This window comes from uncultured Pseudokineococcus sp., from assembly GCF_947499845.1.
GTDB lineage: Bacteria > Actinomycetota > Actinomycetes > Actinomycetales > Quadrisphaeraceae > Pseudokineococcus.
In genome coordinates this window covers 1-13,370 of record NZ_CANMPM010000002.1, presented here as the reverse complement: position 1 = coordinate 13,370, position 13,370 = coordinate 1, and the positions used below count along the sequence as shown (strand labels likewise).

12 protein-coding genes are annotated in these 13,370 nt (G+C 75.2%); 8 read left to right on the top strand and 4 right to left on the bottom strand.

Annotated features, from left to right (window positions below; translation table 11 throughout):
- Nucleotides 1-83: 83 nt before the first annotated feature.
- The 3 genes from Q0789_RS02125 to Q0789_RS02115 all read left to right on the top strand — a co-directional run bounded on the left by Q0789_RS02125 (nucleotide 84) and on the right by Q0789_RS02115 (nucleotide 3,662).
- Complete coding sequence (locus Q0789_RS02125) at nucleotides 84-848, top strand: isoprenyl transferase (protein ID WP_298801654.1); 765 nt, start codon at nucleotides 84-86, stop codon at nucleotides 846-848.
- Between the two features lie 406 nt (nucleotides 849-1,254).
- Entirely contained in the window at nucleotides 1,255-2,556 is a 1,302-nt protein-coding gene (locus tag Q0789_RS02120; protein ID WP_298801652.1) for a PhoH family protein, read from the top strand.
- A 317-nt stretch (nucleotides 2,557-2,873) separates the two neighbouring features.
- Nucleotides 2,874-3,662 carry a hypothetical protein gene (locus tag Q0789_RS02115; protein WP_298801650.1) on the top strand — a complete coding sequence of 263 codons (789 nt, stop codon included), beginning with the start codon at nucleotides 2,874-2,876 and terminating at the stop codon, nucleotides 3,660-3,662.
- Nucleotides 3,663-3,884: 222 nt separating this feature from the next.
- Here the strand turns inward: Q0789_RS02115 and Q0789_RS02110 are convergent, their stop codons facing one another.
- Nucleotides 3,885-5,321: an aspartate ammonia-lyase gene (locus Q0789_RS02110; protein ID WP_298801648.1), complete on the bottom strand. Its 1,437-nt coding sequence runs from the start codon at nucleotides 5,319-5,321 to the stop codon at nucleotides 3,885-3,887.
- Between the two features lie 152 nt (nucleotides 5,322-5,473).
- On the opposite strand from Q0789_RS02110, the gene Q0789_RS02105 reads away from it, so the two are divergent.
- The 4 genes from Q0789_RS02105 (at nucleotide 5,474) to ugpC (ending at nucleotide 10,014) form a co-directional block, all read left to right on the top strand.
- Nucleotides 5,474-6,841 (top strand): extracellular solute-binding protein, encoded by a 1,368-nt coding sequence (locus Q0789_RS02105; RefSeq protein ID WP_298801646.1) that lies wholly within the window; start codon nucleotides 5,474-5,476, stop codon nucleotides 6,839-6,841.
- Nucleotides 6,842-6,975: 134 nt separating this feature from the next.
- Nucleotides 6,976-7,863 carry a sugar ABC transporter permease gene (locus Q0789_RS02100; RefSeq protein WP_366917606.1) on the top strand — a complete coding sequence of 296 codons (888 nt, stop codon included), beginning with the start codon at nucleotides 6,976-6,978 and terminating at the stop codon, nucleotides 7,861-7,863.
- 14 nt (nucleotides 7,864-7,877) lie between these two features.
- Nucleotides 7,878-8,711 (top strand): carbohydrate ABC transporter permease, encoded by an 834-nt coding sequence (locus Q0789_RS02095; protein WP_298801642.1) that lies wholly within the window; start codon nucleotides 7,878-7,880, stop codon nucleotides 8,709-8,711.
- A gap of 40 nt (nucleotides 8,712-8,751) precedes the next feature.
- Nucleotides 8,752-10,014, top strand: a complete 1,263-nt coding sequence (gene ugpC / locus Q0789_RS02090) for an ABC transporter ATP-binding protein (protein WP_298801640.1) — start codon at nucleotides 8,752-8,754, stop codon at nucleotides 10,012-10,014.
- A 48-nt stretch (nucleotides 10,015-10,062) separates the two neighbouring features.
- Here ugpC and Q0789_RS02085 read toward each other — a convergent pair whose 3' ends face one another.
- Together Q0789_RS02085 and glpX are read right to left on the bottom strand one after the other, a co-directional pair.
- Nucleotides 10,063-11,031, bottom strand: a complete 969-nt coding sequence (locus Q0789_RS02085) for a carbohydrate kinase (protein WP_298801638.1) — start codon at nucleotides 11,029-11,031, stop codon at nucleotides 10,063-10,065.
- Entirely contained in the window at nucleotides 11,028-12,095 is a 1,068-nt protein-coding gene (gene glpX, locus Q0789_RS02080) for a class II fructose-bisphosphatase (protein ID WP_298801636.1), read from the bottom strand. The genes Q0789_RS02085 and glpX overlap by 4 nt, the downstream gene beginning before the upstream one ends.
- Before the next feature lie 203 nt (nucleotides 12,096-12,298).
- On the opposite strand from glpX, the gene Q0789_RS02075 reads away from it, so the two are divergent.
- A complete protein-coding gene (locus Q0789_RS02075; protein ID WP_298801634.1) occupies nucleotides 12,299-12,913 on the top strand; it encodes a DUF4245 domain-containing protein in 615 nt (204 codons plus the stop codon).
- Nucleotides 12,914-12,964: 51 nt separating this feature from the next.
- On the opposite strand, the gene Q0789_RS02070 is transcribed toward Q0789_RS02075, so the two are convergent.
- Complete coding sequence (locus Q0789_RS02070) at nucleotides 12,965-13,231, bottom strand: exodeoxyribonuclease VII small subunit (RefSeq protein WP_298801632.1); 267 nt, start codon at nucleotides 13,229-13,231, stop codon at nucleotides 12,965-12,967.
- Nucleotides 13,232-13,370: the final 139 nt, after the last annotated feature.

Genomic DNA, 13,370 nt, shown 5'->3' with positions numbered 1-13,370 from the left:
GACCGGACGAGCGTAGACGTGCCCGGGGCGGGCGTCCGCCGTCGGCGAGGAGCGCCGGGCGGCGCCGGAGTAGCGTGCGGTGCGTGGCCCTGCGTGACCTCCTCTACCGGGCCTACGAGCGACGCCTCGTGGCGTCCGTCGGCCGCAGCCCGGAGAGCCCCCACCACGTGGGGGTCATCCTCGACGGCAACCGCCGCTGGGCGCGCCAGTCGGGGCTCGCCGCGCACGCGGGCCACCGCCGCGGGGCCGACAAGATCATCGACTTCCTCGGCTGGTGCGAGGACGCGGGCGTCCGCGTCGTCACGCTCTACCTGCTCTCGACCGACAACCTCCGGCGCGACCCGGACGAGGTCTCCGAGCTCCTCGGCATCATCGAGGACGCCGTCCTCGGCCTCGTCGCCACCGGCCGCTGGCGCGTGCACCCCATCGGCGCCCTCCACCTGCTGCCCCCGGAGACGGCCGAGCGGCTCGCCGCGGCGGCGGCCTCGACGCGCGACGACGGCGGCCTGCACGTCAACGTCGCCATCGGCTACGGCGGCCGCCAGGAGATCGCCGACGCCGTGCGCTCGCTGCTCCGCGAGGAGGCGGCGGCCGGACGCACCGTGGAGGAGCTGGCGGAGGTCGTCACCGTCGACCACATCGCCGAGCACCTCTACACCAAGGGCCAGCCCGACCCGGACCTCGTCATCCGCACCTCCGGCGAGCAGCGGCTCTCCGGCTTCCTCCTCTGGCAGAGCGCGCACAGCGAGTTCTACTTCTGCGAGGCCCTCTGGCCCGCCTTCCGGCGCGTGGACCTGCTGCGCGCCCTGCGCGCCTACGCCGCGCGCGAGCGCCGCTACGGCTCCTGACCCCCGTCGACGACCGGCGCCGCGTCCTCCGCACCGTCGCCTGAGGAGCCTCGTCGTCCCCGGGGCCCCCTCGTCGCCTGAGGGATCTCGCCGTCCCACGAGCCTCGTCGTCCTCACCCGACACGGGCGTCGCGCGCGCCGCTCACCCGTCCGCGCGACGCGCCCGGGCGCTCCCCGGCGCGGCGGGCCCTGCGGTCTAGCGTCGGGGACGGCGGCGGACCGACCCGTCGCCCCGGGAGGTCGGACGTGGCGCACGCCCCAGCAGCACCCGTGGACGGGGAGCCGGCCGCCGCCGCGCCCGCCCGCCGCGGGGCCGGGGGAGCGCTCGCGGCACGGCTCGCCCCACCGGCCCAGCCCGTCGAGTAGCCGCCCGCGCGGCTGCGCGCGGGCGGGTGAGGAGCACCTCGTGGCCACCACCCCCGCGCGCACGTACGTCCTCGACACCTCCGTCCTCCTCTCGGACCCGCACGCGATGCTGCGCTTCGCCGAGCACGAGGTCGTGCTGCCGCTCGTCGTCGTCGTCGAGCTCGAGGCCAAGCGCCACCACCCGGAGGTCGGCTACTTCGCGCGCACCGCCCTGCGGCTCCTCGACGACCTGCGCGCCCGCCACGGCCGCCTCGACGGGCCGGTGCCCGTGGGCGCGGACGGCGGCACGCTGCACGTCGAGCTCAACCACGTCGACCCGACCTCCCTGCCGGCCGGGCTGCGCCTCGGCGACAACGACTCCCGGGTGCTCGCCGTCGCGCGCAACCTGTCGGCCGAGGGGCGCGACGTCGTCGTCGTCAGCAAGGACACCCCCATGCGGGTCAAGGCGTCGGCCCTCGGGCTCCCCGCCGAGGAGTACCGCGCCGACGCCGCCGTGGACTCGGGGTGGACGGGCCTCGCCGAGCTCGAGCTCGACGAGGCGGCGATGGCGCAGCTCTACGGCGAGGAGCGGCTGGAGGACCCCCGGGCCGCCGAGATGCCCGTCCACACGGGCCTCGTCCTCCTCAGCCCGCGCGGGTCGGCGCTGGGGCGGGTGGCGGCGGACAAGTCCGTGCGGCTCGTCCGGGGCGACCGCGAGGTCTTCGGCGTCCGCGGCCGCAGCGCCGAGCAGCGGGTCGCCGTCGACCTGCTGCTGGACCCCGACCTCGGCATCGTCAGCCTCGGCGGGCGGGCGGGGACGGGCAAGTCCGCCCTGGCCCTGTGCGCGGGCCTCGAGGCGGTGCTCGAGCGCCGGACGCAGAAGAAGGTCGTCGTCTTCCGGCCCCTGTACGCCGTCGGCGGCCAGGACCTCGGCTACCTGCCGGGCACCGAGGCGGAGAAGATGGGGCCCTGGGCGCAGGCCGTCTTCGACACCCTCGGGGCGCTCGTCAGCCCCGAGGTCGTGGAGGAGGTCATGGCCCGCGACCTGCTCGAGGTGCTGCCGCTCACCCACATCCGCGGCCGCAGCCTCCACGACGCCTTCGTCGTCGTCGACGAGGCGCAGTCCCTCGAGCGCGGCGTGCTGCTCACCGTCCTGTCGCGCATCGGGCAGGGCAGCCGCGTGGTCCTCACCCACGACGTCGCGCAGCGCGACAACCTCCACGTGGGCCGGCACGACGGCGTCGCCGCGGTCATCGAGAAGCTCAAGGGGCACCCGCTCTTCGCGCACGTGACCCTCACCCGCTCGGAGCGCTCGCCCGTGGCCGCGCTCGTCACCGAGCTGCTGGAGGGGCTCGAGCCCTGAGGCCGGCGCGGGCGGCGGCCGCCCCGTCGTCACGAGCGGTGACGCGGAGGCGCCGGCGGGCCCGCCGTCCGGGCCGCGGGGCGACCGCCGTCGTCACGGCGGGTAGCACAGCGGGAGCACAGGCGCGCGCCGGTAGCGCCGCGTGTTTTGACCCGTGACCGTTCCGTGATGCACGGTGGCTCCTCCGCGCGCCCGTCGGGTGCGCCCGAGGAGAGGTCGTCCGCACCGTGGGCCGCCACCGCCAGACCGACCGAGCACCGTGGCAGCGACGCCGCCCGACCGCACGCACCTCCGCTCACCCCACCGCCCGCCCCGCCGTGCGGAGGGGGCCCGCCCGGCACGCCGCCGCCCGCGCGGCGGGCAGCGCCCGCAGCGCCCTGCTCAGCCGCGTCGGGCGCGTCACGACCGCCGTGCTCCTCGCCGGCGGGGTCGTCGCCGCGGGCACGGGCGCCGTCACCGCCTCGAGCCCGGCGACGACCGCGGAGGGGTCGAGCACGCCCCTGCTGGCGCCCGCGTCGGCGGACGCCGCACTCGACCTCCCGGACGACGGTCCCGGTGAGCTGCGCGCGGAGCGGGCCGAGGCGTCGGAGCACCGCGCGCAGGTGCGGGCCGCCCAGGAGGCCGAGGCCGCCCGTCGCGCGGCCGAGGAGGCGGCCGCCCGCGAGGCGGCGGAGCGCGAGGCCGCCGAGCGCGCCGCGGCCGAGGAGGCCCAGCGCCGCGCCGACGAGGAGGCCGCCGCCCGCGCGGCCGAGGAGGCCCGGGCGGAGCGCGAGGCGGAGGCCGCGGCGGCGAGCCGCAGCGCGCAGCGCGACCCCCGCGGCGTGGCCGCCTCGATGGTCGCCGACCGCGGCTGGAGCTCGGACCAGATGTCGTGCCTGGACCAGCTCTGGACGAAGGAGAGCGGCTGGCAGTTCGACGCCGACAACCCGACGTCGAGCGCCTACGGCATCCCGCAGGCCCTGCCCGGCAGCAAGATGGCGAGCGCCGGCGCCGACTGGGAGACCAACCCGGTCACGCAGATCACGTGGGGCCTGCAGTACATCGCCGACGTCTACGGCACCCCGTGCAGCGCCTGGAGCCACAGCCAGGCCACGAACTGGTACTGAGCCCCGTAGCGGAAGAAGGCCACGAACTCCGCGTGGAGGGCCTCGTCCGGCGGAAGAAGGCTACGAAGTCCGTGTGAGGGGCCTCGTCCGGCGGAAGAGGGCTACGAAGTCCGTGTGAGGGGCCTCGTCCGGCGGAAGAAGGCTACGAAGTCCGCCTGAGGGGTGACGTACGAGGGGCCGCCACCTGCGACGCAGGTGGCGGCCCCTCGTGCGTCGGGCGCGTCAGCGCTGCGGCGGCCGCGTCATGGCGAGGACGTCGAGGGCGCTGTCGAGCTGGTCCTCGGTGACCTCGCCGCGCTCGACGAAGCCGAGGGCGACGACGGCCTCGCGCACCGTGACGCCGTGGGCCACGGCGTGCTTGGCGACCTTCGCGGCCGCCTCGTAGCCGATGACGCGGTTGAGCGGCGTGACGATGGACGGCGAGGACTCGGCGAGGGCGCGGGCGCGCTCCTCGTCGGCCTCGAGCCCCTCGACCGTGCGGTCGGCGAGGATCCGCGAGCCGTTGGCGAGCAGGACGACGGACTCGAGCACGTTGCGCGCCATGACGGGGATGGCGACGTTGAGCTCGAAGGAGCCGCTCGCGCCCGCCCACGCCGTCGCGGCGTCGTTGCCGACGACCTGGGCGCAGACCATGAGCACGGCCTCGGGGACGACGGGGTTCACCTTGCCCGGCATGATGGAGCTGCCCGGCTGCAGGTCGGGGATGCGGAGCTCGCCGAGGCCGGTGTTCGGCCCCGAGCCCATCCACCGTAGGTCGTTGCAGACCTTGGTGAGGCTCACCGCGACCGAGCGCAGCGCGCCCGACAGCTCGACGAGGCCGTCGCGCGCGCCCTGCGCCTCGAAGTGGTCGGGCGCCTCGGTGACGGGGAGGCCCGTGTCCTGCGCCAGCAGCTCGATGACGCGCTGGGGGAAGCCCGCGGGCGTGTTGATGCCGGTGCCGGTGGCCGTGCCGCCGAGGGGGACCTCGGCCGTGCGCGGGAGGGCGGCCCGCACGCGCTCGGCGCCGTAGCGCACCTGCTGGGCGTAGCCGCCGAACTCCTGCCCGAGCGTCACGGGCGTGGCGTCCATGAGGTGGGTGCGACCGGCCTTGACGACGCCGGCCCAGGCGTCGGCCTTGCGCTGCAGGGCGTCCGCGAGGTGCTCGAGGGCGGGCAGCAGCTGGTGGACGACGCCGGACGTCGCGGCCACGTGCACCGAGGTGGGGAAGACGTCGTTGGAGGACTGCGAGGCGTTGACGTGGTCGTTGGGGTGCACGTCGCGGCCGAGGCGGCGGGTCGCCAGCGTCGCGAGGACCTCGTTGGTGTTCATGTTCGACGACGTGCCGGAGCCCGTCTGGAAGACGTCGACGGGGAACTGGTCGTCGTGGGCGCCGGAGGCGACCTCGTCCGCGGCGGCGGCGATCGCGTCGGCGACGTCCTGGTCGAGGACGCCGAGCTCGGCGTTGGCCTGCGCCGCGGCCTTCTTGATCCGGGCGAGGGCCTCGACGTGGACGCGCGAGAGCGTCGTCCCGCTGATGGGGAAGTTCTCGACCGCGCGCTGGGTCTGCGCCCGGTAGAGGGCGTCGGCGGGGACGAGGACCTCGCCCATGGTGTCGTGCTCGACCCGGAAGCCCTCGGGGGCTGCGCTGCCGGCGGGTGTCGTCGGGGTGTCGTCCGTCATGGCCGACATCGTGCCGTGCCGCGGCCGGTGACCGCTGCCGGGCGGCCGCCGGGGTGACGCGTCCGACATGTCGGCGATCTCCCGGTGGCGGGGGGTCCGGGGTGGGGGCACGCTTCGCCCACGCATCCTCTTCGACGACGAAGGAGACCGCCGTGGGCCCACGTCCGCGAGACCCGTCCGGCAGCGCGCGCACGGGGAGACGCCGGCGGCGTCGCCTCCCGGGGAGCGCCGGGGCAGCGGCCCCGGCGGCGGTCGTCGTCGCGGCGGCGCTGCTCGCGTCGTGCGGCTCCGAGGGCGAGGAGGTCACCGCCGACGGCACCCCCGTCCTCAACTGGTACATCAACCCGGACTCCGGCGGTCAGCAGGAGATCGCGCGCCGCTGCACCGAGGAGAACCAGGGGCGCTTCGCCCTCAACGTGCAGATCCTGCCGAACAACCCGCAGGGCCAGCGCGAGCAGCTCGTGCGGCGCCTCGTCGCCGGGGACTCCTCGGTCGACATCATGAGCCTCGACCCGCCCTTCATCCCGGAGTTCAGCGAGGCCGGGTTCTTCGCGCCGATGCCGCCGGAGGTGGCCGACGCCGTCAGCGAGGGCGTCCTCGACGGCGCGCTCGCCGGGGCCACCTACGCCGACGAGCTGGTGACGGTGCCCTTCTGGGCCAACACCCAGCTGCTCTGGTACCGCCAGTCGGTGGCGGAGGAGGCAGGGCTCGACATGAGCGGCCCGGTCACCTGGGACGAGATCATCGACGCGGCCGAGCAGACGGGGACGACCGTCGGCGTGCAGGGGCGCGCCGCCGAGTCGATGACGGTCTGGGTCAACGCCCTCGTCGTCTCCCAGGGCGGCGACGTCCTGGCCAACCCGGAGGCGCCGGCGGCCGAGATCGAGGTCGACCTCGACAGCCCGGAGGGCCGCGAGGCCGCGGCGATCATGCAGCGCATCGCCGACGCCGGCGTCGGCGGCCCGCAGCTGTCGACGGCCGACGAGGACGCCAGCGCCGCGCTCTTCGAGTCCGACGCCGGCGGCTTCATGGTCAACTGGCCGTACGTCTGGGCTCGCGGCCAGACGCTCGTCGAGCAGGGCAGCCTCGAGCAGTCGGTCCTCGACGACTACGGCTGGACCCTCTACCCGCGCGTCGACGCCGACGTCGAGCCGGCGACCCCCTACGGCGGCATCAACCTCGGCGTGGGCGCCTTCACGGACGACCCCGACCTCGCCTACGAGGCGGCGCAGTGCATCGCGTCGGTGGAGAACCAGACGTACTACTTCCTCAGCAACGGCAACCCGCCGTCGAACGCGGCGGCCTTCGACGACGAGAGCCTGCTGGAGGACTACCCGATGGCGCCCACCATCCAGGAGTCGACGCAGCTCGCCGCGCCCCGGCCGCAGACGCCCTTCTACGACGTCGTCTCGACGGGCATCCAGCGCACCTGGCGCCCCGAGACCGCGGACCCGGAGACCACGCCGGAGCGGTCCGCCGAGCTCATCACCGAGGTCCTGCGCGGGGAGGCCCTGCTGTGAGCGCCACGAGGCCCACGACGAGCGGCGCCTCCCGCGCCGGGGCGGACGCGACGGGCGACGGGCGCGACGCGGTCGACCCGCGGCCCACGGGCCGGCAGGAGGGCCGGGCGCGGCGCGCGGGCGGCCGGCAGCCGCTGACGGACCGCGCCAGGGGGGAGCGCAACCTCGGGCTGCTGCTCGTCGCGCCCGCCTTCCTCGTGATGATCGGCGTCGTCGCCTACCCCATGCTGCTGGCCGTCTACGACTCCCTCTTCAGCTACCGGCTCACCGCGCCGGACCAGAGGGCGTTCATCGGGCTGCAGAACTACACGACCATCCTCACCGACCCGCTGTGGTGGCGGGCCTTCACCACGACGGCGTACATCACGGTCATCACGGTGGCGGTGGAGCTCGTCATCGGCTTCGCGCTGGCGATGGTGATGCACCGCGCGATCACCACGCTGCGACCCGTGCTGCGGACGGCGATCCTCATCCCGTACGCCATCATCACCGTCGTCTCGGCGTTCGCCTGGTTCTACGCGTTCGACCTCAACTCCGGCTTCGTCAACCAGTGGCTGCCCTTCGTGGGCGAGGACTTCAACTGGTTCGCGGAGCGGGGCAGCTCCCTCGTCGTCATCATGCTCTCGGAGATCTGGAAGACGACGCCCTTCATCTCGCTGCTCCTGCTGGCGGGCCTCGCGCAGGTCCCCGAGGACCTGCAGGAGGCGGCCCGGGTCGACGGGGCCACCTTCTGGGAGCGGCTGCGGAAGGTCACCCTCCCGAACATGAAGGCCGCCATCATGGTGGCGCTGCTCTTCCGCACGCTGGACGCCGTCCGCATCTTCGACAACGTCTTCATCATGACGGCCGGCACGAACGGGACTGAGACGCTGGCCTTCCTGGCCTACCGCCAGACCATCCAGCGCCAGGAGGTCGGGCTCGGCTCGGCGATCTCCGTCCTCCTGTTCCTCCTGGTCGTCCTCATCGCCGTGCTCTTCGTCAAGGTGTTCAAGGTGGACCTGTCCCGGCAGAGGGGGGAGTGACCGTGGGTGCGCGCATGTCGACCCGGGAGAAGGTGCTCTGGTACGTGGCGGGGGCGGCGATCGTCGTCTACGCCCTGTTCCCCGTGGCCTGGATCCTCTCGCTGTCCCTCAAGACGAACGCCGGCCTCACCGAGAACCGCTTCCTCCCGGGCGAGGTCACGTGGGAGAACTACCGGCTCATCATCACCGGCGACGCCTCCGACCTCTTCCTCCCGGCGCTGCGGAACTCCATCGGCATCGCCCTCATCGCCACCCTCATCGCGGTGGTGCTCGCCACGCTCACGGCCTACGCCGTCTCGCGGCTGCAGTTCCCGGGCAAGAAGCTCCTGCTGACGACGGCGCTCGCGGTGGCGATCTTCCCCGTCATCTCCATCGTCACGCCCCTCTTCAACATCTGGCGGACGGTCGGGCTCTACGACACCTGGCCGGGGCTCATCATCCCCTACCTCGCCGTCACGCTGCCGCTGGCCATCTGGACGCTGTCGGCCTTCTTCCGCGAGATCCCCTGGGACATGGAGCAGGCCGCGCAGGTGGACGGCGCCACGACCTGGCAGGCCTTCACCAAGGTCATCGTCCCGCTGGCCGTCCCCGGCGTCTTCACCACGGCGATCATCGCCTTCTTCCTGGCCTGGAACGACTTCGTCTTCGGCATCTCGCTGACGTCGACCGACGCGTCCCGGCCCGTCCCCGCCGCCCTGGCCTTCTTCACGGGCGCCTCGCAGTTCGAGGAGCCCACGGGGGCGACGTCGGCCGCGGCCGTCGTCGTCACCATCCCCGTCGTCATCATCGTCCTGGTCTTCCAGCGCCGGATCGTCGCCGGCCTCACCAACGGCGCCGTCAAGGGCTGAGCGCCCCGGCCCGCGACCGCAGACCGACAAGGAGAGCGCCATGGCCACCATCACCCTCGACCACATCGTCAAGAAGTACGGCGACGGCTTCCCGGCCGTCAACGACGTCAGCCTCGACATCAAGGACGGTGAGTTCGTCATCCTCGTCGGCCCGTCCGGCTGCGGGAAGTCCACGCTCCTGCGGATGATCGTCGGCCTGGAGGACATCACCGACGGCGACCTCACCATCGGCGGGAAGCGCGTCAACGACAAGGCCCCCCGCGACCGCAACCTCGCGATGGTCTTCCAGAACTACGCGCTCTACCCGCACCTGTCGGTCTACGAGAACATCGCCTTCCCGCTGCGGCTGGCGAAGGGCAAGCACTCCGACGAGGAGGTGGACCGGCGCGTGCAGGACGCCGCCGACCTGCTCGAGCTGCGCGACCACCTCGAGCGCAAGCCCGCCAACCTCTCGGGCGGCCAGCGCCAGCGCGTGGCGATGGGGCGGGCGATCGTCCGGCAGGCCGACGCCTTCCTCTTCGACGAGCCGCTGTCCAACCTCGACGCCAAGCTGCGCGGCCAGATGCGGACCGAGATCGCGCGCATGCAGCGCCGCCTCGGGACGACGACGGTCTACGTCACCCACGACCAGACCGAGGCGATGACGCTCGGCGACCGGGTCGCCGTCCTGCGCAAGGGCGAGCTGCAGCAGGTGGCGAGCCCCCGCGAGCTCTACGAGGAGCCGGTCAACCTCTTCGTCGCGGGCTTCATCGGCTCTCCGCCGATGAACTTCCTGCCCGCGCAGCTGTCGGGGACGACGCTCTCGCTGCCCTTCGGGGACGTCGAGATCAGCCCGGACGTCGCCCGCCGGGCGGAGGGCTCGGAGTTCCTCATCGCCGGCCTGCGCCCCGAGCACGTGGAGGACGCCGAGACCCTCGAGGGACCGCGCCGCGAGCGGGGCACGACCTTCGAGGTCGACGTGGACGTCACCGAGTGGCTCGGCAACGAGCTCTACGCCTACGTGCCCTTCAGCCCGGACGAGCGGGTCGCCGCCAAGCTCGCCGAGCTCGACAAGGAGCTCGACGGCGAGAGCATGCGCCACCAGATGGTCGTCACCCTCGACGCCCGCAGCCGCGTGCGCGACGGCGACCGGGCCCGCCTCTGGTTCGACCCGGCGAGCCTGCACCTCTTCGACCCGTCCTCGGGGCTGAGCCTCACCCGGGACGAGGAGCGGGCGCGCGCCATCCAGGCCGACACGGAGGAGGTCCGGCGCCAGGCGCTGGAGCGCTCGCGCGAGCACACCAGGGAGGGCGCCCCCGCCTGACCGCCGAGCCGTCGCCGCCGCGCGCGCCTCCCGGCGCGGGCGGCGGCGTCAGCGGCGCTCCAGCTCCGCGCGCGTGGGCGGGTCGGCGCCGGGGCGGGAGACCGTGACGGCGGAGACGTCCGTGGCCGCGGCCACGCACCCCCGCAGCACCTCGAGGTCGACCCCGGCGAGGGCGCCGCGGCGCTCGGCGCCGAGCAGGCCGGCCGACCACAGGGCGTCGACGAGGCCGCCGGTGAAGGAGTCGCCCGCCCCGACGGTGTCGGCCACTTCGACCCGGCGGCCCGGCTCGTCCACCTCGCCGGCCGCGCAGACCGCCAGCGCGCCGTCCCCGCCGCGGGTGAGGACGACGACGGACGGCCCGAGGCCCAGCCAGGAGCGGACGGTCTCCTCCGGGGCGCGGTCCGGGAACAGCCACTCGGCGTCCTCGGCGCTCAGCTTGACGACGTCCGCCGTCGCGACGAGGGCCTCGACGCCGGGGCGGGCCGCCTCCGCGGTGCCGATGATGCTCGGCCTCAGGTTGGGGTCGTACACGACGGTCGTCGTGGGCCGCAGGGCGTCGAGCAGGCGCGAGACCTGCGCCGCCCCGGGCTCGAGGGCCGTGCCGAGCGACCCGGTGCAGACGACCAGCGGGCGCTCGCCGGCGGCCAGGACGTCGGCGAGGACCTCCTCCGGCAGCGACCACTCGAGGTCGAACTCGTACTGCGCGCCGCCGTCCGCGTCGAGGTGCGCCTGCGCCGTCGACGTGCGGGCGCCGCCCTCCGCGGGCAGCAGCGGGGCGGCGAGCTCGACGCCCGAGCCGCGCAGGTGCGCGAGGACGGTGCGGCCGCGCTCGTCGTCGACGAGGCGCGTGAGGAGGGTCGCGCGCCGCTGGAGCCGGGCCAGGCCGAGGGCGACGTTGGCCGGGCTGCCGCCCGGGTGCTCGCGGGTCGTCGCCCCGCCGGCGCCGTCCTCGCGGTGGACCACGTCGACGAGGGCCTCGCCGACGACCAGCGCCGCGCGCCCGTCCGCCGCGCTCACGCCCGGGGCTCCGCGGGCTCCGCCGCCCGCTCCGCGGAGCGCGGCCGGCCGAGGTCGGCCTCGTAGGCCTGCAGCTTGGCCACCTGGTGCTCGCTCTCGACGACGCGCACGGTGCCCGACTTCGAGCGCACGACGAGGCTCTGCGTCCGCACGACGCCGGGGGAGTAGCGCACGCCCTTGACGAGCTCGCCGTCGGTGATGCCGGTGGCGACGAAGTAGCAGTTGTCCCCGCGGACGAGGTCGTCGGTCGTGAGGACCCGGTCGAGGTCGTGCCCGGCGTCGACCGCCCGCTGGCGCTCCACGTCGTCCGTCGGCCACAGCCGCCCCTGCAGCGAGCCGCCGAGGGCCTTGAGCGCGCAGGCCGCGATGATGCCCTCCGGCGTGCCGCCGATCCCGAGCATGAGGTCGATGCCCGTGCCGCCGCGCGCCGCCATGATGGCGCCGGCGACGTCGCCGTCGGCGATGAGGTGCACGCGGGCGCCGGCGTCGCGGACCTCGTCGAGCAGGGCGCGGTGGCGGGGGCGGTCGAGGACGACGACCGTGACGTCCTCGGGGCGCAGCCCCTTCGCGCGGGCGACGAGCCGGATGTTCTCGGCCGCCGGCAGGCGGATGTCGACGACGTCCGCCGCCTCCGGGCCGGTGGCGAGCTTGTCCATGTAGAAGACGGCGCTCGGGTCGTACATCGCCCCGCGCTCGGCGACGGCGAGCACCGCGACCGCGTTGGGCATGCCCTGCGCGGTCAGGCGCGTGCCGTCGATGGGGTCGACCGCGACGTCGCACTCGGCGCCCGTCCCGTCGCCCACCTGCTCCCCGTTGAAGAGCATGGGCGCCTCGTCCTTCTCGCCCTCGCCGATGACGACGGTGCCCTGCATCGCCACGGTGCTGATGAAGCGGCGCATGGCGTTGACGGCGGCGCCGTCGGCGCGGTCCTTGTCCCCGCGGCCCACCCAGCGGCCCGCCGCCATGGCGGCCGCCTCGGTGACCCGGACGAGCTCGAGGCCGAGGTTGCGGTCGGGGGAGTGCTGGTCCACGACCAGCGAGGCGGGCAGCGAGCTCTGCGTCACGGGGCCTCCGTCGTCGCGGCGGGTGGGCGCGGGCGGTCCCCGAGGAGGGGCGGCCGCCGGCGGCGCGAGCCTAGCGGCGGGGGGAGCGCGGGACCGGCGCCCGCGGGGAGAGGTGCGCCACGTCGGACGGCGGGCGGCGGCCGCTCCTCGCGACCACCGGGGGCGAGGGTCGGGCGCCGCGACGCCGGGGGATGATGGGGAGCGTGAGCACCGCCGCGCCCGAGCCCGGGCGGCCCGTCGCCGCGTCGACGGAGCGCCCGCCCCAGCCGCCGCCCCGCCGCCCCCGACCCCGGCAGACGGCGCGGGACATGGTCATCTCGCTCGGCGTCATCCTCGCCTGCGTCGCGGTCGTGCTCCTCTTCCTGCCCCGCCCCCAGGCGGTCGAGCAGCCGCCGGTCGACGTCGCCGGCGCCGCCGCCGGGGCCCAGCAGCGCGTCGACTTCCCGGTGCCCGTGCCCGCCGTCCCGGACGGCTGGACGCCCAACGCCGCGCGCGTGGACAGCGGGCCCGACGGCGTCACCACGTGGGTCGTCGGCTGGGTGACGCCGTCGGAGGAGTACGCGGGCCTGCGCGTCGCGGGCTCGGCCACCGAGCGGTGGGTGCGCGACGTCACCTCCGCCGGCACCGAGGAGGGCGTGCAGGACGTCGACGGCCGGGAGTGGCGCGTCTTCTCGGCCGCGCCCGAGCGCCGGTCCGACCCGCCGCGGCGGGCGCTCGTGCGCGAGGAGGGCGGCACCACCACCGCCGTGCTCGGCACGGCGGAGTTCCCCGAGCTGGTGGAGCTGGCCGCGGCCGTGCAGGCCGCGCCGGCCGGCTGACGGCCGGGGCCCTGCGGGCCGCGTCCGGGCTGCCCGCGCCGGGAGCGGCGGTCAGCCCCGGTCGGCGTCGGCGGCGGTCGCCTCGTCCAGGCGGCGGCGGGCGCCGTCCAGGTGCTCCTCGCAGCGCGAGGCGAGGGCCTCGCCGCGCTCCCACAGGGCCAGCGAGCGCTCCAGCGGCGTGCCGCCCGCCTCGAGGGCCGCGACCACGCGCACGAGCTCGTCGCGCGCCTGCTCGTACCCGAGGGTCGAGGGCGCCGGGAGGTCCGAGAGGTCGCCCGCCGTCGCGCCGGCGGCCGCGGGGGAGTCGTCACGCGCCATGCGCCGAGCCTAGGCGCCGGGCCGGCGGGCCCTCCCGCCCTCCCGCCCTACCGCCCCGGGGGGGGGGGTGTCCCTATGAGGTTGGTCAAGCCGCGCGGGCGGGGCGGGGCTCGTAGAGGGTGGCGTTGCGGAGCATGGC